The 24377-nt window shown below is 39.7% G+C and carries 21 protein-coding genes; 3 read left to right on the top strand and 18 right to left on the bottom strand.

Features of this window, described 5'->3' with window-relative positions; translation table 11 throughout:
• Positions 1-63: 63 nt before the first annotated feature.
• The 10 genes from AC1M9M_RS06775 to hcaE all read right to left on the bottom strand — a co-directional run bounded on the left by AC1M9M_RS06775 (position 64) and on the right by hcaE (position 11074).
• Complete coding sequence (locus AC1M9M_RS06775) at positions 64-1089, bottom strand: substrate-binding domain-containing protein (protein WP_179997953.1); 1026 nt, start codon at positions 1087-1089, stop codon at positions 64-66.
• Between the two features lie 354 nt (positions 1090-1443).
• Entirely contained in the window at positions 1444-2976 is a 1533-nt protein-coding gene (locus AC1M9M_RS06770; protein ID WP_481595949.1) for a pyridoxal phosphate-dependent decarboxylase family protein, read from the bottom strand.
• Positions 2977-2979: 3 nt separating this feature from the next.
• On the bottom strand, positions 2980-4353 hold the full coding sequence (locus tag AC1M9M_RS06765) for a diaminobutyrate--2-oxoglutarate transaminase (protein WP_481591392.1): 1374 nt from the start codon (positions 4351-4353) through the stop codon (positions 2980-2982).
• Between the two features lie 432 nt (positions 4354-4785).
• Positions 4786-5691 (bottom strand): DMT family transporter, encoded by a 906-nt coding sequence (locus AC1M9M_RS06760; protein ID WP_481595948.1) that lies wholly within the window; start codon positions 5689-5691, stop codon positions 4786-4788.
• A gap of 88 nt (positions 5692-5779) precedes the next feature.
• A complete protein-coding gene (gene hcaD, locus AC1M9M_RS06755) occupies positions 5780-7009 on the bottom strand; it encodes a 3-phenylpropionate/cinnamic acid dioxygenase ferredoxin--NAD(+) reductase subunit (RefSeq protein ID WP_481595947.1) in 1230 nt (409 codons plus the stop codon).
• Positions 7010-7013: 4 nt separating this feature from the next.
• Positions 7014-7979: a 3-carboxyethylcatechol 2,3-dioxygenase gene (locus AC1M9M_RS06750; RefSeq protein WP_481595946.1), complete on the bottom strand. Its 966-nt coding sequence runs from the start codon at positions 7977-7979 to the stop codon at positions 7014-7016.
• Positions 7980-8047: 68 nt separating this feature from the next.
• Entirely contained in the window at positions 8048-8863 is an 816-nt protein-coding gene (hcaB, locus tag AC1M9M_RS06745; RefSeq protein ID WP_035267124.1) for a 3-phenylpropionate-dihydrodiol/cinnamic acid-dihydrodiol dehydrogenase, read from the bottom strand.
• Between the two features lie 2 nt (positions 8864-8865).
• Positions 8866-9192 carry a 3-phenylpropionate/cinnamic acid dioxygenase ferredoxin subunit gene (hcaC, locus tag AC1M9M_RS06740; RefSeq protein WP_005181999.1) on the bottom strand — a complete coding sequence of 109 codons (327 nt, stop codon included), beginning with the start codon at positions 9190-9192 and terminating at the stop codon, positions 8866-8868.
• A complete protein-coding gene (gene hcaF, locus AC1M9M_RS06735; protein ID WP_035267127.1) occupies positions 9192-9710 on the bottom strand; it encodes a 3-phenylpropionate/cinnamic acid dioxygenase subunit beta in 519 nt (172 codons plus the stop codon). Before hcaF ends, hcaC begins: the two co-directional genes overlap by 1 nt.
• On the bottom strand, positions 9707-11074 hold the full coding sequence (gene hcaE / locus AC1M9M_RS06730) for a 3-phenylpropionate/cinnamic acid dioxygenase subunit alpha (protein ID WP_092767097.1): 1368 nt from the start codon (positions 11072-11074) through the stop codon (positions 9707-9709). The genes hcaF and hcaE overlap by 4 nt, the downstream gene beginning before the upstream one ends.
• 282 nt (positions 11075-11356) lie before the next feature.
• Between hcaE and hcaR the strand changes: the two genes are divergently transcribed.
• Positions 11357-12256: a DNA-binding transcriptional regulator HcaR gene (hcaR, locus tag AC1M9M_RS06725; protein ID WP_481595945.1), complete on the top strand. Its 900-nt coding sequence runs from the start codon at positions 11357-11359 to the stop codon at positions 12254-12256.
• Positions 12257-12590: 334 nt separating this feature from the next.
• Here the strand turns inward: hcaR and AC1M9M_RS06720 are convergent, their stop codons facing one another.
• The 5 genes from AC1M9M_RS06720 to AC1M9M_RS06700 all read right to left on the bottom strand — a co-directional run bounded on the left by AC1M9M_RS06720 (position 12591) and on the right by AC1M9M_RS06700 (position 18154).
• Positions 12591-13451 (bottom strand): alpha/beta fold hydrolase, encoded by an 861-nt coding sequence (locus AC1M9M_RS06720; RefSeq protein ID WP_035267132.1) that lies wholly within the window; start codon positions 13449-13451, stop codon positions 12591-12593.
• 262 nt (positions 13452-13713) lie between these two features.
• Positions 13714-15006: an OprD family outer membrane porin gene (locus AC1M9M_RS06715; RefSeq protein ID WP_481593471.1), complete on the bottom strand. Its 1293-nt coding sequence runs from the start codon at positions 15004-15006 to the stop codon at positions 13714-13716.
• A 397-nt stretch (positions 15007-15403) separates the two neighbouring features.
• Positions 15404-16423, bottom strand: a complete 1020-nt coding sequence (dmpG, locus tag AC1M9M_RS06710; RefSeq protein ID WP_092767099.1) for a 4-hydroxy-2-oxovalerate aldolase — start codon at positions 16421-16423, stop codon at positions 15404-15406.
• A gap of 11 nt (positions 16424-16434) precedes the next feature.
• Positions 16435-17331, bottom strand: a complete 897-nt coding sequence (locus AC1M9M_RS06705) for an acetaldehyde dehydrogenase (acetylating) (RefSeq protein ID WP_035267137.1) — start codon at positions 17329-17331, stop codon at positions 16435-16437.
• Positions 17332-17356: 25 nt separating this feature from the next.
• Entirely contained in the window at positions 17357-18154 is a 798-nt protein-coding gene (locus tag AC1M9M_RS06700; RefSeq protein WP_180028836.1) for a 2-keto-4-pentenoate hydratase, read from the bottom strand.
• Positions 18155-18697: 543 nt separating this feature from the next.
• Between AC1M9M_RS06700 and AC1M9M_RS06695 the strand changes: the two genes are divergently transcribed.
• Complete coding sequence (locus AC1M9M_RS06695; protein WP_180028835.1) at positions 18698-19399, top strand: SIMPL domain-containing protein; 702 nt, start codon at positions 18698-18700, stop codon at positions 19397-19399.
• Positions 19400-19449: 50 nt separating this feature from the next.
• Here the strand turns inward: AC1M9M_RS06695 and AC1M9M_RS06690 are convergent, their stop codons facing one another.
• Positions 19450-20544, bottom strand: a complete 1095-nt coding sequence (locus AC1M9M_RS06690; RefSeq protein WP_481595944.1) for a fatty acid desaturase family protein — start codon at positions 20542-20544, stop codon at positions 19450-19452.
• A gap of 12 nt (positions 20545-20556) precedes the next feature.
• On the bottom strand, positions 20557-21627 hold the full coding sequence (locus AC1M9M_RS06685; RefSeq protein ID WP_481595943.1) for a flavin reductase family protein: 1071 nt from the start codon (positions 21625-21627) through the stop codon (positions 20557-20559).
• A 139-nt stretch (positions 21628-21766) separates the two neighbouring features.
• Between AC1M9M_RS06685 and fabR the strand changes: the two genes are divergently transcribed.
• The gene (gene fabR / locus AC1M9M_RS06680; RefSeq protein WP_481595942.1) at positions 21767-22447 is read left to right on the top strand and encodes an HTH-type transcriptional repressor FabR; all 681 of its coding nucleotides are present in this window, start codon (positions 21767-21769) and stop codon (positions 22445-22447) included.
• Between the two features lie 42 nt (positions 22448-22489).
• Here the strand turns inward: fabR and AC1M9M_RS06675 are convergent, their stop codons facing one another.
• Positions 22490-24196: an AMP-binding protein gene (locus tag AC1M9M_RS06675; RefSeq protein ID WP_481595941.1), complete on the bottom strand. Its 1707-nt coding sequence runs from the start codon at positions 24194-24196 to the stop codon at positions 22490-22492.
• Positions 24197-24377 lie beyond the last annotated feature (181 nt).

The following is a 24377-nucleotide window of genomic DNA, read 5'->3' as shown; positions in this document are numbered from 1 at the left end:
AAAAACTTTTTTCAATGAAAAAACCAATGGCAGGATAATTCCTGCCATTAGTTTGTCGTTTGATTACTTAACAGCTTTACCTGCTTTAAAGTTTGCCAAAATTGATGCGCGTTCTTTGTCAGAGAGTGAAATTAAGCCCGCTTTTTCTAACTTAGAACCTTTACCTGAAACACGCTTGTTTAAGAAATATTCAGTAAACTGTGGTAAACCTTTGATTGATTTCAAGTGTTCACCTTTTACATAGAAGAATAATGGGCGTGATACAGGGTAAGAACCATTTAAAATCGTGTTTTCAGACGGTGCCACATTGTTCACAGTTGCAACGCGTAAACGGTCACGGTTTTGATCATAGAAACCTAAACCAAACACACCAACAGCACTTGGAGAAGTCTTTAAGCGTGCAAGTGTTTCTGTATAGTCACCCGCAATTTCCACAACACGACCATCTTTACGGAACGTTGTGCAAGCTTTCTTTTTGGCATCTTTATCTAAAGCTTTAATAGCAGCATACGATTCACAACCAGCGTCCACCATTTTCTCCTGGAAGACTTCACGTGTACCATGATTCGAAGCTGGGATTACAAGCGTGATTGGCTCATTTGGTAATGATTTATCAATTTGATTCCAACGTGTATATGGGTTTTTTACCATTTTACCGTTTGAAGGCAATTCAGCTGCCAAAGCTGCAAATACATGTTGTGGACGTAATTTATAAGCTGCTTTGTTAGCATTTGAAGCAAATACGATACCGTCGTAACCGATTTTAATTTCTAATACTTGGTTAACGCCATTTTTCTTACATTCAGCCAATTCGCTCGATTTAATTGCACGAGATGAGTTAGCAATATCGATCGTATTGTCGCCAACACCATTACAAAATTGTTTTAAACCACCCGACGAACCGCCTGAACCAACTACTGGTGTTTTAAATTGAGGGAAGTTATTACCGAATTCTTCAGCCACAATACTTGCATATGGCAATACTGTAGAAGAACCCGCAATTTGAATTGTGTCACGTGCTGCATTTGCGGTTGTTGCTACAGCTGCCCCAGAAAGTGCTAATGCAATTGCAATATTTGTAAAGCGCATCATGTTATCTCTCAATTTATGCAAATTTGGAGTACGCTACTTTTTATTGAAGTATTGTACTTATTTCGATACATGCATTTTGATTTGATAATATGACAATAAGGTTACAGCTTTATTACGATTTTATTATTTTTATTACACCAACCTGCTTATTTATTTTTTAATTATATTTCAACAATTTATAATAATTATGGTTAAATACTTATATTTTTATTACCTACTTATTCTTTAATAATTATCCCCCCTAATTCCGCATAAAGATTTCTTCAATCATGATCTAAAAATATGTCAAAGTTATGAATTTTGAATATCAAAAAAGCGCTCAATTGAGCGCTTTTTTCAAAAAACAATCTATTAATCGATTGGTGGCGTATATGTACCATCAGCAATTGAAGCTTTGATGCGATCAGACTCAGCCAGTACAAGCGCAAGCAAGTTCTTCACATTGTCTAAAGTTGCTACTGGACTTAAAGTTGTCATTTTCAATGATTGAACCTGACCGACTTTAGTCACACCAATATTCGCTTCACCACGTGCAAACAATTCATCCGCAACGTTTTGGTTCAGTGTATCGAGTAATTCTGTTGGGTAACCTTCAGGAATTACACGGAATAAGACTGATGCAAATTGTGGCTCAACCAATAACTCTAAACCATCTGTTGCTTTAATATAATCTGCAACATCACGCGTTAAAGTAACACCATGGTCAATCATAGAGCCGTAAAGCTCTTCACCGAGTGCTTCAATCGTCATCCACAATTTCAACGCATCAAAACGACGTGTTGTTTGTAGCGATTTAGACACTAAGTTTGGTACACCATGCTCTTCATCATAAGCAGAGTTTAAGTATTCCGCTTCATAATGCATAAAGCGATAGTTCGCTTCATCTTTAAGTAAGAATGCACCACAAGAAATCGTTTGGAAGTAATGCTTATGGAAATCAAGTGTGATTGAATCAGAAAGCTCGATACCATCTAACAAATCACGGTGATTATTAGATAGGATTAAAGCACCGCCCCATGCTGCATCGATATGCATCCACGCGCCGTACTTGTTGGTGATTTCACGGACTTTCTTTAAAGGATCAATTGCACCCGCATCGGTAGTACCTGCAGTTGCAACCACACATGCCACAATTTTGCCTTCATTTTGAAGGTGTGCCATGGTTTTCTCTAGTGCATCCATGTCCATACGCGCATTTTCGTCGACAGGCACAGTCACTACAGATTGGAAGCCCATTCCCATCATCGCCATGTTCTTTTGCACAGAGAAGTGAGCATTTTCAGAACAAATGACTTTAACGTTTCGCATCGCTTCCGCAGGTACGCCATCACGCTGAACAGACCACGGATTGCCGTTTTCGTCTTTCCAGTTTTTCGCGATACATGCATCACGTGCAAGCAATACACCCATCAAGTTTGACTGCGTACCGCCAGAGGTGAACACACCTGCTTGACCTGCACCATAACCAACTTTTTGACGAAGCCAATCGATCAACTGAACTTCCATCAATGAACCTGCAGGGCTTTGATCCCATGAGTCCATCGATTGGTTAGTTGCGTTAATGAGTACTTCTGCGATTTGGCTAGTCACCATAGTAGGACAATGCAAATGCGCTAAAGAATGAGGATGATGTACTTTTAAGCTCTTATTAAGGAATAGCTCAACCATACGCTGTAATGACTTTTCCACACCCAATCCTTCTTTAGAAGGATTAAATGCAATTGCACTGCGTAGCTCTTTAATGCTACCGCCTGTGTACATTTTGTCATTTTGTAACCAAGCTGCTACTGCTTGAGTTGCCTGATCCATTGCTGACGTATAGTCAGCAATGGATGCAGCATCATTACAGAGCAAAGCTTTACGGTGTTCTGCAAAATCTACCATGAATTAAGCGCCTCGTACCGCAACTAATGCTTCAGAAATTGCTTTCTTAAAGCGCACAATTACTTCTTCACATTCAGCTTGGTTAATAATTAATGGGCAAAGTAGACGAATCACTGTACCGTTACGCCCACCCTTTTCTAACAACAATTTGTTGTTGAAACACGCTGCTTGGATTGCAGCAGCCAATTGACCATCTGCAGGAAGTGAACCCATATGGTCAGCAGGTTTACGCTCATCAACGATTTCGATACCGATCATTAAACCGCGGCCACGTACATTACCGATACATGGGAATTCTACAGCTAATTTCTTCAATTCAGCTTGAAGGAAATCACCGCGCTCTTGTGCGTTTTGCGCAAGATTTTGCTCTTTAATCGTTTTGATCGTAGCAAGACCAGTACCCATAGCCAATTGGTTACCACGGAAAGTACCCGTGTGACCTGCAGGCTGCCAAGCATCAAACTTACGCTTAATACCAAGTACTGCAAGTGGTAAGCTTCCACCTACTGCTTTCGACATCACTACAACATCAGGTTCGATACCCGCATGTTCAAAGGCAAACATTTTTCCTGAACGCGCGAAACCAGCTTGTACTTCATCAAGAATTAAAACGATGTTGTGCTTTTCAGTCACTTCACGAATTTTTTTCAACCATTTCACAGGTGCTGTAACCACACCGCCCTCGCCTTGAATCGCTTCAAGGATAACTGCAGCAGGCTTAGTCACACCGCTTTCAACATCTTCGATGAAGTTTTCAAAGAAATAAGTAAGCGCGTCAACACCCGCTTCACCGCCTAAACCTAGTGGGCAACGGTATTCATGTGGATACGGCATGAATTGAACGCCTGGCATTAAACCATTAACAGCGTTTTTAGCAGACAAATTACCTGTCATTGCTAATGAGCCGTGAGTCATACCATGGTAGCCACCAGAGAAGCTGATCACAGTGCCACGGCCAGTATATGTTTTTGCAAGTTTAATTGCTGCTTCTGTACCATCTGCACCAGATGGACCACAGAACTGTAGGCAGTACTCTTCTTTACCACCCGGTAATTCAGCAAGTAAAGCTTCAGTAAAAGCATCTTTTAAAGGTGTCGTTAAATCCAAAGTATGTAATGGAAGACCACTCGCTAAAGTGTCTTGAATACTTTGAATGACCGCAGGATGATTATGGCCCAAAGCCAATGTTCCTGCCCCAGCTAAACAATCGAGGTACTCTGTACCTTCAACATCAGTAACCCAGCAACCTTGTGCTTTTGCTATCGCTAACGGCAATTTACGTGGATAGCTACGAACATTAGATTCCATCTGACTTTGGCGAGTCAAATAGTATTCGTTAGTAGAATTAGGTGCAGGATTTACAGAAGAAACGCTCATATCGAATTACCATCTCTGATATGGGTTAATAGAAATAAGTCGGGTGACTTGCGGTCCTTTGACTCGGTGCTTTATAGAGTTCTAGTTAGCCTATTGTGTAGAGTTATAACTAGAGGGCGCGATGATAACGAATTTTGAAATAAAATAAATAGATTTCTATCGTTTTCACCAGCAGATTCTAAAATATTAATGTGACAAATTGATAACTTGTATAGATTTCAAACTGTACCACTTCTATTTTAGATAAGTTTGAACTTGAGCTAAAGTAAAACAGTCCAAATTATGCAAAAAATGTTCAATTTTTTTTGCTGATTTGAACTGACTTTTTCAGTATTCCTAAATTCGAGCTTGGGCTAAAGCATAGTTTTGTAACATTATGAATCTTATATATTCATGTAGTTGTACGTGTGTGATTAAAACCACTTTTTTCACTCATTTTTTTAAGAATAGTTTCAAGAGCTCTCGATTAAAATACATCAGCAACCCCATCATCACAACGACAATCCCCCACAAGGCGTCATTATGAATAATTTCATTATTTAAGGATGCCCCCAAAACTAGGGCGATGACTGGCGTCATGACATTACTCAAAGACACTGTCGACGCTGCTAAGCGGCGAATTAACCAAAAATAGCACAGCATCGCAACAATTGATGACATGATCATTGTGAATAAAAAACCCACCATCGCTTGTGTACTTGGTAGCACGGTTGGGATTTGTTTCCAAATAAATGGAATGATTAAGAGTGATCCTAGAGCTGAAACGATTAATGAACCAGTCGCCTGACTCATGGGGCTTAAAGGTGCATTAATTTGTTTGACCCAAAAAATCGAACTGATATACGACACCATACTGATCAGCATCAAAACCACACCCCAAGGATTGACTCGCTCATCTGCAGATTCTGCAAAAACAAATGTGAGACCTAATACGGCAATGACCATTCCACTCCATTGCAAAATAGACAACTTATGTGTTTTTAGAATGAGATGTCCAATGAGACCTGCAATCAATGGCGAAAATCCGAAGATCAGTGCCATTAAGCCTGACGTTAAATAATTCGCTGCCAAATAGATAAATAACTGCGCACCTATTAAATTTAGGCTACCAGCTACATAACTTTTCAGCGATACATGATCAAACGGGAGTGGATCACGCATCATTTTGAGTAACGCCAAAGCAATTATAGATGCACCAAAGTATCGAATGATGAGCACCCACATTGGATGAATTTCTGCAACACTCCATACAATGGCAAGTGGTGTTGCAGCCCATATCAATACCAATAAGGCATATATACTCGCAACGACCATTATATTTGAGGAACTAGAATTCATAATTTGCTCAAAATTAAATCAATATTTTCTTAGGCACATAAAAAACAGACCTAAGTTACCCTAGGTCTGTTGCACAATCTTACCAAGTTTACTTCACAAGTTTACGAAGGTCTTGGCTAAGATCTAAATATTTATCTGCTTCAAATGCAGCTTGTTTGCTAATCAATTTTTTAAGATGACGCATTTCTTTAGCCGCATTTACCGTAATACCACCAACAATAATACCGTCAGTCACACCGAACAATACAAATGAAGATTCTGCGCGTAGCTCAGGATTGATTTCACCACGTACTAACCACTCAGCTGCTGCCATATCACCTACGAATTGGTAGTTAATGTCCAACTGGTCTGTCCAAAACCATGCTGGATTAGGAGTAGGATGTTCTACACCCATCACATGGCGTGCAAAGATACCTGCTTGAAGATTGGCATTTTCCCAAGTCTCAACACGACGGTGGTTACCACAGTCACGAAGTTGAGTTGCCACATCACCTGCCGCATAAATATCAGCATTTGAGGTTTGGCAATTTTCGTTTACTTTGATCGCGAGATCAACGTCAAGACCAGCGTCAACTGCCAACTGCGCATTTGGCACAATACCGATACCATAAACCACAGCATCCGCACGAAGTTCTTGGCCATCGGCTAAAGTCACCACGATTTCTTCACCATCAAGCTTGCAGTCTGCAATTGAGGTTGAAAGACGGACATCCACACCTGCCAATTTTTGCTGTTCAAGCAAGAATTCACTCAAGATACGTGGCGATGAACGACCCATCACCATTGGACCCATTTCAATGACAGTGACTTCACACTCTTTGAAACGCGCAGATGATGCAAGCTCAAGACCGATTACACCACCACCAATCAGGATAATACGTTGACCTTTTTGTAACACTGGTACAAGGGCTTGTGAATCTTCAAGATTACGCAGCGTGTAAACATGTTTGCCAAGTGCATCGAAGTTTGGAAGACGACGTGCTGCACCGCCAGTTGCAATCAGCAATTTGTCATAAGCAACAACATCACCATTTTGAAGTTCGACAGTTTTGGCTTCAGCGTTGATTTTCACGACACCATTACCGCGAATTGCTGTCACACCAAGATCTGCTAATTTTTCTTCAGATAAAATTTCAATCTTGGTTTCTTCAGGTTTTAAAATCACGTCTTTAGACAGTGGTGGACGCTCATAAGGAAGATGCGTTTCATCACCAATTAATGTGATTTTACCTTCATATTTGTTTGCACGAAGCTCAAGGATCGCACTTGCGCCTGCTTGACCCGCACCAACGATGACGATGTTGTTTACATTGCTCATGGGATTAACCTTTTAATTCCGCAGATACGATACCGAAGCCCGCAATCCACTCACTAATATCTTCATAGCAGTGAGTTGTCATTTCATACTCACCAACTTCGCTCAGTGCAGCAAATGCTGCCATCCAGCAACGCACTTCTTGACCACCACGACCACCTTCGACACGAATTTCTGCCTCAGTCATCGCTTCCATTGCAGCAAAATCTGCTTGTTTAAATTTCTCAAGCAATGCGATATCCCACTCAGGGCTCAGCGGTACTGCAACTGATGTATCTCCAGCAGCAAGTTTCTGACCAACTGCAATAATTTTCGCTTGACGCGCATTACGTGCTTCTTCAGTTGGATTACGGCCAGCAATTAAAAACTCTTCAACTTCTGGTGGCACTGAACCCATTTGAGGTGTTGGTGGATCATGAGACAAACCACCTGTACCCAATACAAGTACACGCTCATTTTCAAGATTAAGTGACTTAATATATTGTCCAACCGCACGGCCTAAAGCAATGGTACGCTTTGTGGTTGGCATTGGTGCGGCAGCGCCATTAATAAATATTGGAATCGTTTTATAACGATCAAGTTTTCCATCACAAAGGAAGTGTAATGGTTGAGTCACACCATGGTCAGCCTGCATACGATATGAGTATGCAACATCAATACCTTCATCTAGAACTTGACGCACAAGTGCCAAAGCCTTGTCTTCAGGAACATCGATTTTATTGTCAATTTTACCGTAATCCCAGTCACCAGCAGCCGTAGCACGGATACCGACACAGAAACTTGGCATAAGGTCGTAGAAAAAACCGTTAAAATGGTCTGGACCAAAAGTAATGATCAGTGTTGGATCGTAAGCTTTTACTTCAGCAGATAATTGTTCAAAAGCAGCACGTACTTTTTGCTCTTTTGACTGATCTTGAGGTGAAGCAAATTCCATTAAAGGACTGTGCGAAGCACAAATAAGTTTAACGGCCATGAGAGACTCCTTAAAAGGAAGGCAGCCTTAGAACAGGCTGCCGATAAGTCCATTTTTTAGACTAGATTTTATTCGTCAAAGAAACCAGCACGTGGTTGACGTAGACCACGAATACCCAAACCACATTCTGCATTGATCAGAACACCAGTTAAAGGTCGGTTATTTTGACGAGATGCCAAGAGCACATAAGAACCTGTCATTTCTTCAGGCTCAGGTAAGAAGTTCAACGGCATACCACGCGCGATTTTCTCAGGATCACGCGCATCTAAAAGACCTAGATTTTCTTGGCCTAATGATGCAGCACCTTTAATGTTTACATTCATACCTGACGGCGCAACAGCATTCACACGAACTTTGGGTGCAAGCTCGTACGCCAATTCCTTCATGATGCCTACGCCAGCATGCTTAGATGCTGTGTAAACTGGACCACCACCCGCAGAATATAATGCTGAGTTAGATAGTGTGAAGATTATCGAACCTTCAGATTTTACTAACTCATCAAGTGCAGCTTTAGCACCTAGAATTAATGCTTTCGTATTAATTCCCATGATTTCGTCAAACGCTTTATCAAGTTGCTCACCTGAAGTATTGACGATATCTGCGTAGTGATCCCAGATTCCTGCATTACCAATAAAGCAATCAAGCTTACCAAAACGCTCAACAGTTGCTTTTACAGCACGGACATTGTCTTCATAGTTGGCAACATCACCAGCGATTGCAACAATTTGATCACCAAAGCGTTCTTTTAAAGCATCGACTTTAGATTGTGAACGTTGTAACACCCCAACGTGCGCACCTTCTTCAAGGAAGCGTTCAACTAAAGCCCAACCTAAACCAGAACCACCACCTGTGATCAGTGCAACTTCGCCTTTAAGCCAACCCATGATTACTCTCCTGCCATCTCAACGTATAACGCACCATCTTCAACAATCACTGGGAAAGTTTGAATTGGATCTGTCGCTGGTAAACATAATGCTTGACCGGTTTTTAAACAGAAGCGAGCTGAATGCAATGGACATTCGACAGTGCCATCATCTTCAAGATAACCTTCTGACATTGAAGCATTACCATGAGAACAACGGTCATTCATTGCGAAGAACTCACCACCATTGTTAAACACTGCAAGCGCATCGATACCGTTAACGCCGCAATCTACTTTCAACGCTTCGCCTTCGTCTAATTCGTCAACTTGGCAAACAAAAATCTTATTCATTAGAAGAACACACTCAGGTTGTGAGAGTTATAGGTAACTTGATCAAGCGTGATCTTACGGTTGAAAATTTGGAAGCCTAAGCCACCTTCAACTTTACGGATCTTGTCATGACGTTTACCACAGTAAATCGTGACATCTTTCTCTTTTTGTGTACGGTACAAAAGATATGTAACGTATACATCGTATTCGCCTTCCACTTCAGTAGCTTCTACGATCACGTTACTCACCATATGAGTTGTACGTGATGGAGGCTCTTCAGCCCAAGCCATACCTGTTTCAAGACGAGCAACACGACGCTCTAAAAGATCTTTCGTATCATTGAACACCCAAGTTGTAGGTGGTTCAATTGAACGACGACGGTCACGTGTTTGAGCATTTGGTGTTGTACGTAGCGTGTAAGAAATATCTTCAGCTAACGTATCTAACCAGTCGCGGAATTTCCAATCGTCAAGCAATTTCGCTTCACGATAGAGGAATTGGCTAATTTGATGGTGAAGTTCTAAACTCACTTGACTCATTTCATAAGCTCCTTCTCATATTCGTCAGCTGCTTTCTCAACATCTTCCCATTTTTCATGGATTAGCAAGTCTGCCCAACGACGGTACATGCCGCGTGCCGCAGTTTCTGAGAAAATATAGTTAGTGATACCAGGGATACCATCTTCACGAATTTTCTCGTTACCAAGACCCATTTCCATAATGAGTTTGTTTTGACGCGCTTTGTAACCACGTAAGACTTTTTGAATTTCGATCCAGTTTTCAGAGTCATCTTGCTCTAAGAAACCAGCTGGACCAAATGCACGTGTCGCAGAACGTTCAAACGCTTCTTTCACTTCTTGTGACGCTTCAGCATCCGCAATACAGAACGCCCATACTTCAGTTTTGTTTGGACCACGTGGATGCCATACGCGAAGTGTTGCTGTACCGTTTAACCAAGACAATGTTGGGAACATAGTGTTATGACCCGCAAGACGTAACGCACGGATTTCACCAAGACGCTCTTTAACTTCTTCGTAAGTTTCGCGGAAATAGTTTGCTACTTCACCATCAACCCATACGTTTGCATCTGGTTTCTCTGTAAAGAAGAAGCCTGAACCGTGACCACGTGAACCATATTGGATTGCGTCTTTCGCAGTTTCCCATACAGGACGTGCAGTTTGCGCAGCACCTAATTTCTTAGTAGATTCGTCATCAGGTTTAGCACCTAATACTTGAATCGCAGATGCGTGAGAGAACAATGCATGATATTGGTCAGATGCAAACTGTTCAGCCGCAAATTTCCAGTTACATTCGATTTCCCACTTATGAACACCACCGATGATCTCAGTACCACCTGGACGACGATCTAATACGCCATCTAAGTACCAAGCGATATCACCCATGTATTCTTCAAGGTCTGGAGTTGTTTCATCCCAACAACCGAAGATTAAGCCTTTATAAGACTTCACACGGTTTACTTCGATCAAACTCCACTTCTCTTTACATGCGCCTTGAGGGAATGCACGATCTTCAAGAGGAATATCTTTAAGAGAGCCGTCTACGCCATAAGACCAACCGTGGTATGGACATGTAAATGCACGAGTGTTACCGCAGTCAGCAAAGCTCACGCGCATTGAACGGTGACGACATTGGTTTAACAATGCTTTGATTGAACCGTCTTTTTGACGTACCACGATGATCGGATCTTCACCCATATAGGTATTGAAGAAATCACCAGCCTTTGGAATTTGGCTTTCATGGCAAAGGAATAACCATGTACGACCGAACACACGTTCAAGTTCTAGTTCATAGATATCTGGATCTGTATAAATAGATGGCGTGATACGTCCATTTTGTGCATCGACTAAAGCATCGATTTCGCGCACATCAATTTTCCCACTCATGAAAAGCTCTCCTGTGACTAAATTAGACACAAACTAATAGACTCAACTTTGCAGAGATAATGAGTTTTGAACGAGTTTTGGGGAAATATTTTTTTTGTTTGAATCAAGATGTTTTATCGATAAATTAATCAATCGCTCAATACGTGAATTTTACCACATTTTAATAATAACGTTGATATTTCAATATGCTCAGCCCCACTTCACCGAATATCCATTTGTGAACTATACTCGCACTTGATCATATTTAGACATTATATGAATCAATCTTTGGATGATTTTTTTATGGAACTACGACACCTACGATATTTCATTGCTGTGGCAGAAGAACTCAACTTCACCAAAGCAGCCTTGCGCCTTTATACTGCTCAGCCATCATTGAGCCAGCAGATTAAAGATCTTGAAGATGAAATTGGCGTCCCTTTGCTTTATCGTACAAAACGTAAGGTAGAACTCACTGAGGAGGGTCAAGTCTTCCTTGAACAAGCTCGCCTCACGATAGCCCAAGCAGACAAAGCAGTCGCAATGACTCGTCAGATTGCCAAATCTAAACAGCAATTGTTACGTATCGGCTTTGTTCCTGTAGTTGAAATGAAAATTTTTCCTTACGTTCTCCCTAATCTTCGTGTTCAAAACCGGGATTTAAAGATTGAATTGTTAAGCTTAAACAACTCCGATCAGTCAAAAATGTTAAAAAAAGGCGAAATTGATATCGCTTTTACTCGTCAAAATCTATTTAGTGATGAAATCGAAAGTCAATTTGTTTTACGAGAACCTTTGATTTTCTTACTCCCCAAAGATCATCCACTCGCTAAATACGATCGCATTCCAGTAAAAGAGCTCGATGGAATCGATTTCATTATTCCTTCTGAACAGCAATCTCAAACCCTAAATAAGATCATTCTAGATTTTGCAAAATACCATCAAATCAATTTAAATATTGTTCAAACTGCAGACAATATCCTCTTTAACATTAATTCTATTGGCATGAACCTGGGCTGTACTTTTCTACCTGGATATATCGCACCACTGACGATGAACAACACCGTGATTCGCCCGCTAGACGTGGAATTACCTTCAATCGATTTATTTGCAAGCTATAGAAAAAGTACTAACTCAGAAGGCGTCAAAAAATTTATGGACTTACTGAGCTCTGTTTTTTACCTTGATATTAATCGTCATTAATTAATTTTTTTTCAAATTAATGATCACCGTTAAACATAGCGGTGATTTTTATTTTTTATTTCAACCATCAGTCTTAGACTTTAGTCTAATAAAGTTTTACGAATATCATCATAAATTGTATGAATTCAGGCTTTAGAATAGACTAATTTTTAAACAACCCATTAACTAATTAGACTTGCTCTACCACTTAAGTCTAATGAATTAAAACAGATCAATGCTCAATATTGATTATCAATATGCAGATTTAAACGTATTAAACACATGTTCTGTATTTTCAGTTTTAAAAAAGAGGATGATTAAATCATCCTCTTTTTTAGTTTTTTAGGATCTGAAATTATTTAACACCATGAACTGCTAGATAATTTTTGATCACCGTATTAAATTCTTCTGCTTTTTCAACTTGTGACCAGTGACCGCACTGACTGAAAATATGTGCATCAGCATTAGGAACGATATTTAAAATGTCCCAAGTACGAGACACAGGAATCACCACATCTTGAGTACCATGAATCAATAATACAGGAACTGTAATATCTTTCATTTTTTCAAAGTCTAATGGGAACTCGAAACGATCACGGTCACGCGCACCCACAACATCCATTAAACGATCAGATGCATAGTCATTCGCCGCAGAATCAAAACGTACTTTTACCAGCTCATCTGTAATTAAGTCTTTATTTACAACGAACATTGAAAGTGTCTTACGAATACCTTCTTCTGTTAAAACTGGGTTTGCATGCGCTTTTAGGGCTGCAGTTTGTTTTGCACCACCTGTACCCATTGAAACAATACCGAGTACACGCTCTGGATAATCAAGTGCCAATTGGAATGCTAACCAACCACCTAGCGAATTACCTACTAACCATGTTTTTTCAATACCAAGTGCATCAAGAGTACGAATTGCATGATCAACCCATGCACGGATACCGTATTGAGTTCCTGGTGCAACGACAGTTTGACCATAACCAATGGTATCAATTGCGATACAACGCGCTTGCTCACCAATTGCAGGTAAATTCAACCACCAGTTAGCAGCTGCTGATACACCAGTACCAGAACCATGAAGGAATAAAATAGGCGTGCCTTCACCAATTTCATGATAATGGGTTAACTCACCTTCAGCAGTTTCGATCCATTTATCTTCTAAACCAAAGAATGAATCCGTTTTATATTCTGGAATTTGAACAGTGCTCATCATAGTCCTCTAACTGTCTATAACTGATCATATATTTGTGAAACAATCATCAGTTGATGTTTACAAATGATAGTTTTACAGTCTTATATTAACTGCTCTGTACCTTTCAACTGATACAAATTTACGATTGCATCCATCTTTTTACCAATTAAATAAATTACTGTTTTTTCTTATTTTTTTAAAATCAATATTCACCCTCTAATATGACTTGATAAGATCTCGATATGATCCTTGCTCATCATATCGAGATCAATTTCATTTTTTAGAATTTATAACTATAACTTAACGCCACACGATGCTCTTCTAAATCACTCAAGGTACCTGGAACATTGATGTTGTTATAATTAGTATCAATGAACATATAGTTGAAACCAAGACCTTTATACTTACCTTCTGGCACAACATAGTTCACGATGATGTTATTTTCATTCTCGCGACCTCGACCTGGTGTTGCCGTATCAATATTCCAACCTTGGAAATGACGTACAGTGGCAGATAATCCTGGTACACCCATTTCTTTAAAATTATAGGTATAACCAACGCTCCAAGATTTCTCATCCTTACGGATAAAACTCGCGACGGACCAATTATCTAAATAAGGTTGTGGCACCCAACCACCCAATGTTGGGAATAGTGTCGCTTTATCTCCATGCTCCCCAAACATCTCTTGATAACCCAACTGAACGGTATGCATACCATGATTGACTTTCGCCCCCATAGAAATTGCTTGGCTATCAATTTCACCAAAAAGTTTATCGCCAGTTTCACTGTTATCGAAGTAACGAATATGTGCATCTAAATTCGTTTTTTCATCAAGTTTAGTTTTATAGCTTGCAGCAACATAATGTTGCTTGAAGATGTCAGTTAAATCAGCGAACCAATAACTACCACCAATCTTTGATGTAAACTGGTGATCAACACCAACAATATACATTCCATCATCAGTTGTGAGACCTTGAGCTTCTGCCTTCGCAAAATCATTGTTTGGGAATAAGGTCAAATCTTGATACTGATTATCGTAACGCGCATTAATACCATCAATATAAGCTAAGGTTAATTTAGTATCCTGAATATCTTTCGACTCTAACCATGCACCACTATAAGTAGTTAATAATTGGCGTGATGGATCGAAGAAAATAACTGGTGACATCGGCAATAAATCACCTACTTTAAGTTCAGTTTCAGAAACTTTAACTTTTAAAGTCGCACCGAATTTAGCATTATCGCGTTCTGTACGACCTTGACTGTTATCATATGGCATATGAATGTCATTTACAGAATCACGCGATTTCAATCCAATTGCATATTGAGCCAAGAGATCTGCACCAACTTGAATGCCTGCACCAATATCGTGATAACCCGATTTAGCATCTAAAGTGATTGCTTGCGTCCAGTTACCATAATCTAGATTTGGTGCTGTATCGTAATTACGTTCTAAATAGAAATTTTTAAATTTAAGCTGAACATTTGAATCAGCCACAAAATTCGCGTGAGCAGCAGTTGTCCCTAGAGTTGTTGCAGCAATCATTGCTAGCCATAATTTTTGATGACGCATGGCTTCATCCTATACTCAAATCAGCGTTGATGAGCATATTGCTAAATTGTGCACTCTGAAGAAATCAGACTAGAGTCTAAAAAAAATTTAGACTTTTCCGATGAAAAACAATACTTTAAAAACTCTCATTGTTATAAACAATTAATAATAGCTCAGCAACTAAGCAAATTAACTTTTACTATGGATAATTTATTATATTTTAATATCTTACAAATTAACCCAGAAGCATTTTGCCATTTTATTTAATAGTTTTTAAGTTTAACAATCACGATACGCTCTATACCAAATCACTCAATATAAGCACCCAAACATCTCACGCAATTGTTTTTTTATATGTATCTTTTCTAAATTCATAAAAAAAGCACTCCTAAGAGTGCTCTTTCAAATCACTTTTAAATTATGCGTTAAGTTCTTTTGCTTTAGCCATAGTCAAAGCTAGATCTTCAATCATGTCTTCCTGACCACCAACAGTACCACGGCGACCAAGCTCCATTAAGATTTCACGCGCAGATACGCCATATTTCGCTTCAGCACGTTTAGCGAACAATAGGAATGAAGAGTAAACACCCGCATAACCTAAAGTAGCTGCATCACGGTCTGCACGAATTGGGTTGTGCATCATTGGAATCACGAGATCTTCAGCAACATCTTGTACTTTGAACAAGTCAACGCCTGTGTCCATACCCATACGATTTGCAACAGCGATGAACAATTCAAGTGGTGTGTTACCTGCACCCGCACCGAGACCTGCAGATGCCAAGTCAACACGTACCGCGCCTGCTTCAACAGCAGCAACAGTATTTGATACACCCATACCTAAGTTGTGGTGACCGTGGAAACCCAACTCAATGCTTGGGTCCAAGTGTTGACGTAAGTGTCCAACGCGATCAATTACATCTTGAGGAAGCATGTAACCTGCTGAGTCAGTCACATAAATACAGTTTGCACCGTAAGACACCATCTTCTTCGCTTCTTCTAAAAGACGCTCTGGAGATGCCATGTGAGCCAACATTAAGAAGCCCACTGTGTCCATTTCTAATTTACGCGCAGCGGTGATGTGCTGTTCAGAACAGTCAGCTTCAGTACAGTGAGTTGCAACACGAATCGTTGATACACCGATTTCATGTGCCATTTTCAAGTGGTCAACCGTACCGATACCAGGAAGAAGAAGTGCAGAAACTTTTGCATTCTTCATACGCGGTACAACAGCAGACAAGTATTCTTCGTCAGTCGCTGCAGCAAAACCGTAGTTTACTGATGAACCACCAAGGCCGTCACCGTGAGTGACTTCAATTAATGGTACGCCTGCATCATCAAGTGCTGTTGAAATTGCAATCATTTGCTCAACAGTCGTTTGATGGCGCTGCGGATGCATACCATCACGTAAAGTCATATCATGAACAATAATCTTAGACATGCGGTTGCTCCTTAAGCTTCTTCTTTGTTGAATACGTGTTCAGCAAACATTTCTGCTGTACGAGCAGCTGCAGCTGTCATAATGTCGAGGTTACCTGCATATTTCGGCAAGAAATCACCCAAACCTTCTACTTCCAAGAAGATAGAAACACGGTTACCATCAAAAATTGGACCATTTACAAGTTTGTAACCTGGTACATATTTTTGCACTTCTTTAATCATCGCGTGAACTGATTCAGTGATCGCAGCTTGATCTGGCTCACCTTCAACAAGACAGTGTACTGTGTCACGCATCATAAGTGGTGGCTCAGCAGGGTTAATGATGATGATCGCTTTACCTTTTTTCGCACCACCAACTTTCTCAATAGCACCCGCAGTTGTACGTGTGAATTCGTCGATGTTTTTACGTGTACCAGGACCTACAGATTTTGTAGACACAGTCGCGATGATCTCACCATATTCAACAGGTTGAACACGTGAAACTGCTGCAACCATAGGAATTGTCGCCTGACCACCACACGTTACCATATTCACGTTAGGCACTTCACCTTCTGCAAGTAAAGCTTCTAAGTTCACAGGTGGAACACAGAAAGGACCAATTGCAGCAGGTGTTAAGTCAATCATCAGTACACCAAGTTCATTTAACTTGCGGCTGTTTTCAGCATGTACATATGCAGACGTTGCATCAAAAGCAATTTTGATATCATCTTCAATGACGTGAGGAAGAAGACCATCAACCCCTTCTGCAGTGGTTTTTAAACCCATTTTCGCAGCACGAGCAAGACCTTCAGAAGTAGGATCGATACCCACCATCCAAACTGGCTCTAACCATTCGCTACGTTGAAGTTTGTAAAGCAAATCAGTACCAATGTTACCTGGTCCGATCATTGCACATTTAATCTTTTTCATTAACGTACTCTCTCAAAATTCCGACTTATTCAGCAGCGAAAGCAGCAGTCACTGAACCAAAGCCTTCAATCTCAACTTTGAATTCATCACCTGGGTTTGCTACAACCATAGGGCCTAATGCACCTGTTAAAATAATGTCACCAGCTAACAATGGACGACCACGACGTACCATTTCATCAGCAAGCCAGACAGCTGCATTTAAAGGGTTTGCTAAGCAAGCCTTACCAACACCTTGAGACACGACTTCTTCACCACGTGTCATGATCATTTTACAATTCACTAGATCAAGGTTATCGAGTTTTACAGGACGTGAACCCAATACAAATGCAGCTGAAGATGCATTATCTGCGACAGTGTCAATCAAACTGATCTTCCAGTTTTCAATTCGACTATCCACCACCTCAACAGCAGGAAGTGCATAATCAGTCGCGCTGATAATGTCAGCATAAGTGTGTTTTTCTTTCGTTAAATCTTGTTTGATCACCAAAGCGATTTCCGCTTCTACTTTAGGTTGGATCAATAGACCTGCAGGAATCGCCTCTCCATCACCATAAGCCATGTCTGCAAACAGCATACCGAAGTCAGGTTGATCTACACCGAGTTGTGCTTGAACCACTTTTGATGTCAAACCGATTTTACGCCCAACTAAACGACGACCTTCTGATAAGGCACGCGCTGTATTCACTTCTTGTACAGCGTAAGCGATATCTACATCAGCAGCTTCACCACCCAACGTTGGGCGAATTGGTGCGATTGCACTTTGTGATAATTCAGCAGTTCGTAACGCTTGTGCTACTGATTCAACTACAGCAGAATTAGACATCAAGACTTCCTTCAACTTCATTCGATGATCTATTTGACCTTAGGAAATTGCTTGAAAACAACCTTCTAAAGGACAAATTCTTTTAGAGAGATACCTGCATCTCTGATGAGAGCTAGAATGGAAAAATCTTGACCTATATGCCAATACTTATTTTCTTTATGACAATAGTTTCAGACTATAAATAATTTATCAAATCAAGACACTATCTTATTGTTTTACATGTTTTTAAAATTTTATTATTTAAATATACAGAATGTTTAATCTATTTCTAATACTACTTATTAGACCATTGATAATAGAATTATCCATCAATTACAAATTATTAATGCACTAATCCAAAGACAAGTTATATTCTTTTATTGTTCAACTACAATTCAATTAAAATACATTTTAAAAGCCTTGTTAAGGCGACTTAAGTCGTAAAATCGGTGTTGAATATTACAATTGCTACTATCTCATCACCAAATAATCACATTTTCTCTCCATCAAAAAAGATTAGAATATTCTGTAGAATATTCATCAGGTGAAGATACAGAGATAACAATGAAATTATTAAAACTGCCACTATTGATCTTAGCTACCGGGATTAGCTTTTCGGTACTTGCTGACACAGAACCTAAAACTAATATTATTAATCTTCAAGCAGACGCTTCTAAACAAGTCTCTAATGATGAAATGCACGCCATTCTATTTATTGAAAAAAGTAATAAACAGCCTGCACAACTTTCAACACAAATGACCCAATTGATGAATCAGGCCATCAACATCAGTAAAAAATACCCCCAAGTTAAGGTCGAAACAGGTTCTCAGACCACTTACCCTGTCTATGACAACAACAATTCAACAAAACTGAAGGAATGGCGCGGCCGCGCTGAAGTGAATATTGAAAGCAAAGATTTTAAAGCAGCGAGCCAGTTAATTAGCGAGTTACAACAAGATTTTCAAACACAATCGATTAATTTCACTGTTTCCACTGAAAAACGAAAGCAGGTTGAAAATGAGTTATTGACAGAAGCCACGCAAAATTTCCAACAGCGCGCTCAGGTTCTCACTAAAGCTTGGAATCGTTCTAGTTATAACTTGGTTAACTTGAATATGAACACCAATAATTATTCACCAAGACCATTAGCCATGGCACGTGCCGCAATGGTTGTAGAGAGTGCACCCGCTGCAGACTCACAAAATATGGCTGCTGGAGAATCAACAATCACAGTCAATGCAAATGGATCAATTCAATTAAAATAGTTCGCTATTAAAGTTCAAAAAGCCACTCAATAAGTGGCTTTTTTTGTTTCTTACTTTTTAAATGGGAAGGCATATTTCACAATACGTCCCAAAACCTGACCATATTGTTTAAATAAACTCGCATTATTGTAATTCAAGCCGTATTTTTCACACACCGCTTTCACTTTAGGCCCCATTTGACGGTAACGTCGAGCAGGAATATCTGGATAAAGATGATGCTCAATCTGATGACTCAAATGCCCCGTCAAAATATGGAATCCTTCAGAACCTGTCAGGTTAGAAGACCCACGAATTTGACGCATATACCAATGGCCACGGCTTTCATTTTCTAAAACTGACTTCGGAAAAACTTCCACATCTTTGGTGAAGTGACCGCAGAAAATGATACTGAATGTCCAAATATTACGAATACCATTAGCGACTAAATTACCTGTGAAAACGGGTAATGCTGCAGGACCTGCAATGAGTGGGAAGAAAACATAATCTTTAAATAACTGTTTCCCCATTTTCTTTTTCATCGGGTTCAAACGTTGTTGAAATTCTTCTTTGGTCATGCGCCCTTTTAAGCGCTTACCAATTTCTAAGTTCTGAATCGCTACACCCCACTGGAATAACAAACAGAATGGAATACTGTAAAGTGGTTGTAATAAATATCCTTTTTTCCAGCGTTGCTCTGGGAACAAACGAAGAATTCCATAACCAATATCATCATCCATACCTTTAATATTGGTATAGGTATGGTGTTTGTAGTTGTGGGTTTGGCGCCAATCATCAGATGTGCCGACGATATCCCATTCGTAAGTTGTCCCTTTAAATTTAGGGTCGTTCATCCAATCATATTGACCATGCATCACATTATGGCCCAACTCCATGTTTTCCATGATTTTGGCAAAACCAAGCAAGCCTGTGCCTAAAAGCCATGCTGGAGGAAACCAGCCAGCAAATAAGCATGCACGTCCAAGGATTGAACTGTAGCGAATCGCTGCATACACTCGCTTAATATACTTTTCGTCTTTTTCACCTAAATCATCAAGAACTTCCTGCTTAATTGCATCAAGTTCACGTGCGAGTTCATCAAGTTGTGCATCAGTGAGTTCACAATTTTTTGGGTTTTTGAAATATTGTGCTTGAACTGGCATATTCATGATTATTCTCGCTTATAGGTCGATAGTGAGATCAGACTGAGCTGAATTGATACAGATTTTGAGCAGATTTCCAGGCTCAGTATTTTCTGCACCATTGACGAGGTTTTTAGTTGCACCTTGCGCTTTATGGCATGCACATTTATTACATACCCCCATGCGGCAACCGTGCTGTGGGCGAATATTTTGTTGCTCTAAACTTGCAAGTATTGATTGTCCCTTTGGAATCGTGACGACCTTATTTGATTTCGTAAGTGTGACCTGAACAAAACCAGTTTCATCACTAATGAATGGTTCAACACTGAATGCTTCACCTTTAAATTTATGAACACGAGTATCAGTTAGTTGTTCAGCAACTTGCACAAATCCTGCTGGACCGCATGCATAAACCGTATATTGATCTAAGGATTCGATAGCAGTTAAATGAGAATCTTCTAAACGGGAATCAGCCACTTCATCTTGAGTGGTAAAAAATTCAACATTAAAATTTGAGTGTTGATTCGCCAAAGCAATCAACTCTGTTTGAAATGCTAAATCTTCTGTTTTTTTTGCCCAGTACATCAATTTAACTGGCTGAACTAATTTTTTTTGTTGCTGCAATAATGCCTTGATTAAGCTGTACATTGGAGTAATACCACTCCCTGCGGCCAGCATTAATAGAGGTGTATTTACACTTCCAAGTGTCATATCTCCATAGGGTGCACCAAACTCAACAATATCGCCTACCTCAGCCATATCGTTAATCCAAGAACTGACTACACCCTGATCGACTTTCTTAGCAGTCAACAATACATGTTGAGTGTCGATTTTGGTCAAACTATAGGTACGTTCAAAACAACGACCTCGTGTCGTGACAATAACTGGATGATGTTGCCCTGCTTCACCAAACTGAAATTTTCGATTAACCGCAATTTTTAAGCTGACCGTATCATTTGCAACTTGTGTACGTTCAACAATTTTGCCTAATGATTGATTCACCGACCAAATTGGATCGATCTTTTGCAACCAAAAATTGGCAGCATTCGGATCAAATACAGCATTTACTGCGGATCTAATCAAATTTTTAGGTTGCTTAACTGCTTGCATTATGGGCTCATCACAGTGGGTTTAGAATTATTATACACATGTATATATATTTGTATAGACACTTGTATATCATCTATTGATTTCCATATCCTGACACAGAGCGATATAATGCAACTCTAACTGTAAACATCTGATATTTATGAGCAGCTCTACGATTCCCCTTTCTCCTCTGCATGCCAGTGAATCCGCATCCATTTTGGAGCATCCAACTGCACGTACAGTCGGAAGAAAAGCCACAATCACGAAAGAAGAATTATTCCAAGCTGCTCTCAACCTTATCGGACCTCAAAAAAGCATCGCATCTTTAAGCTTACGCGAAGTTGCTCGTGAAGCAGGAATCGCCCCCAACAGCTTTTATAGACATTTCAAAGATATCGATGAACTTGCCATTGAATTGATTGATCGCTCAGGTATTGTTTTACGTCAAATCTTGCATCAAGCCCGCTTAAAAGCAGTTCGTAATTCAAGTATTGTGCGTAGTTCAGTTGAAGTATTTATTGAACAGTTAGATGCTGACGAAGGTAATCTGAGCTTGTTGTTACGTGAAGGTTATACTGGTTCTGCCTCTTATAAAGAGGCGGTTGAAAAACAGCTCAATTACTTTCAGCAAGAACTCATGGATGATCTTGTTCGCCTTGAGCAAAATAACCCTCATAAAATCAAGCATCCAGAATTAGCTGCAAAAGCGATTACTCAATTGGTATTCACTATGGGTGCTAAATTAATCAACATGCCACACGATGAAAGAAAAGTTGTAGCTGAACAAACGATGACGATGATCCGAATGATTTTAGAAGGCGCACGTCATCTGAAAGAATGAATATTGAATGTAAAAAAGCCCTTCAGTTGAAGGGCTTTTTTATTACTTTTCCCAAATTACTTCTTTATTTTGAGCAACCCAAGTTGGAATAAATGCTTCGTACTTCGCCTCAATTTTATTACGCTTAATCTTCATAGTCGGCGTCAACATATCATTATCCATCGTCCACAAATCCATGATGACCACAAAGAATGCAATTTTTTCATGCGGTTCAAGCTTTTCATTAATTTCATTCTTCAACTCAATTAATTTTGCTTCGATATCATCACGTTTATTATCTTGCTGTAATTTATTGCGAATTTCTTCTGCCAACATCACAAAGGCGATCGGCTGTTTATGGCTTGCACCACCAACACAGACAGATTCAATCATTTGGTTATTACCAATCTTTTGTTCAATTGGTACAGGCATTACATACTTACCTTTCTGAGTTTTAAAGATGTCCTTTACACGTCCAGTAATTTTTAGACGGCCAGTCGCATCAATTTCACCCATGTCACCTGTTCTTAAATAACCATCCTCAGTCAAATCTTCAGCTGTTTTTTCTGGGTTTTTGTAATAACCCAACATTGTTCCTGGGCTTTTGACTAAAATCTCACCATTCTCATCAATCTTGCAGTCTACTCGTGCTTGAACATGTCCGACATATCCACTCATATATTCACCCATACGTGTGATATGCGAGTATCCACAGTTTTCTGTCATTCCATAAACTTCAAGCAACTCTAAGCCCAAATTACGATACCATTTAATAATATCTACGGGTAAAGGTGCAGAACCCGTTAAAGCATAACGAACATGATTCAAACCCAATTTTGCCAAGAGTTTTTGCTTAATCTTATTGCCCAAGAATGGGATTTTAAACAACACGTTTTGTACATTAAGTGGAATTTTTTCATTAATCCCCAAATAAAATTTAGTCCATAAACGTGGCACAGAAAAGAAGATCGTTGGTTTTGCACGATTAAGATCTTCAATAAATGTATCTAATGAATTGGCAAAATAAACGGTAAAACCACAAATCATCACCGATGATTGAATAAATACACGCTCTGCAACATGAGCTAGCGGCAAATAAGATAAAGCACGATCTTTTTCTGAAACACCAAACGTAGATTTCAGCTCACTCGCAGGTGAGAGTAAGGTCTTATAACTTTGCATAACGCCCTTAGGTAGACCTGTACTGCCCGAGGTATAAATAATGGTCGCAAGCTCATCCTCGTTTGGAAAATAAGGCTCACTGGTTGGTGCTGTTTTTGCAGTGATTTCATCCCATGTCGGCGCATTATAGTCAGGCGCCAATGGCAATTTAATACAATGCATATCTTGCGGGATGATTTGTTTTACATCGTTCCAACTATCTCCAATGCCATCCAACTTACCGATAAACAGAGCCTTAGTTTCACTATGATCTAGAACATATTTGGTGCCTTCACCATTGAGAGTCGTATATAAGGGAACCGACACGTGCCCTGCCATCCAAATGGCAAGATCTGCCATGATCCAGTGCGCACTATTTTTACCAAAAATTGCAATCTGTGAGTGGCCTGGCAAATTCAGAGATTGTAAATAAGCAGCCATTTTTTTGACTTGACTGGCCACTTCTCCCCAGGTGTATTTAATCACCTGACCATTTGGTAAAGGCTGAACCAAGAAATCTTGGTCTGGCGATTTATTTTCCCAATACATTAAGTAGTGAATATGAGTTGGTAAAAACTCAAATTGGTTGTTGTGCTGATTTACTTCCATGTGAAATGACTCCCAATAACGCATCATTGTTGTTATGTAATGACTCATAACCGAAAGCTGATTTAATCGTTTTAAACTCGTCCTGAGTTCCTGATTGCCGAGTAAAAACTACAGCTTTACGATTTAAATTTTCGAATTATTTTCTATTTTCTATCATGAATTCTGATCAAAATCCAACCAT

Source organism: Acinetobacter sp. ANC_7503 (genome assembly GCF_056780035.1).
Note: the sequence above shows the minus strand (reverse complement) of the source record. Positions and strands in the feature narration are given on the sequence as shown.

Excerpts from the sequence above, each read along its gene's own strand:
- AC1M9M_RS06705 (WP_035267137.1), bottom strand. The coding sequence starts at position 17,331 with ATGAAAAAGATTAAATGTGCAATGATCGGACCAGGTAACATTGGTACT.
- AC1M9M_RS06695 (WP_180028835.1), top strand. The coding sequence starts at position 18,698 with ATGAAATTATTAAAACTGCCACTATTGATCTTAGCTACCGGGATTAGC.
- hcaE (WP_092767097.1), bottom strand. The coding sequence starts at position 11,074 with ATGAGTGGGAAAATTGATGTGCGCGAAATCGATGCTTTAGTCGATGCA.
- AC1M9M_RS06675 (WP_481595941.1), bottom strand. The coding sequence starts at position 24,196 with ATGGAAGTAAATCAGCACAACAACCAATTTGAGTTTTTACCAACTCAT.
- hcaD (WP_481595947.1), bottom strand. The coding sequence starts at position 7,009 with ATGAGCAATGTAAACAACATCGTCATCGTTGGTGCGGGTCAAGCAGGC.
- AC1M9M_RS06690 (WP_481595944.1), bottom strand. The coding sequence starts at position 20,544 with ATGAATATGCCAGTTCAAGCACAATATTTCAAAAACCCAAAAAATTGT.
- AC1M9M_RS06685 (WP_481595943.1), bottom strand. The coding sequence starts at position 21,627 with ATGCAAGCAGTTAAGCAACCTAAAAATTTGATTAGATCCGCAGTAAAT.
- fabR (WP_481595942.1), top strand. The coding sequence starts at position 21,767 with ATGAGCAGCTCTACGATTCCCCTTTCTCCTCTGCATGCCAGTGAATCC.
- AC1M9M_RS06720 (WP_035267132.1), bottom strand. The coding sequence starts at position 13,451 with ATGAGCACTGTTCAAATTCCAGAATATAAAACGGATTCATTCTTTGGT.
- dmpG (WP_092767099.1), bottom strand. The coding sequence starts at position 16,423 with ATGTCTAAGATTATTGTTCATGATATGACTTTACGTGATGGTATGCAT.
- hcaB (WP_035267124.1), bottom strand. The coding sequence starts at position 8,863 with ATGGGTTGGCTTAAAGGCGAAGTTGCACTGATCACAGGTGGTGGTTCT.
- AC1M9M_RS06760 (WP_481595948.1), bottom strand. The coding sequence starts at position 5,691 with ATGAATTCTAGTTCCTCAAATATAATGGTCGTTGCGAGTATATATGCC.
- AC1M9M_RS06700 (WP_180028836.1), bottom strand. The coding sequence starts at position 18,154 with ATGTCTAATTCTGCTGTAGTTGAATCAGTAGCACAAGCGTTACGAACT.
- AC1M9M_RS06770 (WP_481595949.1), bottom strand. The coding sequence starts at position 2,976 with ATGGTAGATTTTGCAGAACACCGTAAAGCTTTGCTCTGTAATGATGCT.
- AC1M9M_RS06765 (WP_481591392.1), bottom strand. The coding sequence starts at position 4,353 with ATGAGCGTTTCTTCTGTAAATCCTGCACCTAATTCTACTAACGAATAC.
- AC1M9M_RS06775 (WP_179997953.1), bottom strand. The coding sequence starts at position 1,089 with ATGCGCTTTACAAATATTGCAATTGCATTAGCACTTTCTGGGGCAGCT.
- AC1M9M_RS06750 (WP_481595946.1), bottom strand. The coding sequence starts at position 7,979 with ATGGCCGTTAAACTTATTTGTGCTTCGCACAGTCCTTTAATGGAATTT.
- hcaR (WP_481595945.1), top strand. The coding sequence starts at position 11,357 with ATGGAACTACGACACCTACGATATTTCATTGCTGTGGCAGAAGAACTC.
- hcaC (WP_005181999.1), bottom strand. The coding sequence starts at position 9,192 with ATGAATAAGATTTTTGTTTGCCAAGTTGACGAATTAGACGAAGGCGAA.
- AC1M9M_RS06715 (WP_481593471.1), bottom strand. The coding sequence starts at position 15,006 with ATGCGTCATCAAAAATTATGGCTAGCAATGATTGCTGCAACAACTCTA.
- hcaF (WP_035267127.1), bottom strand. The coding sequence starts at position 9,710 with ATGAGTCAAGTGAGTTTAGAACTTCACCATCAAATTAGCCAATTCCTC.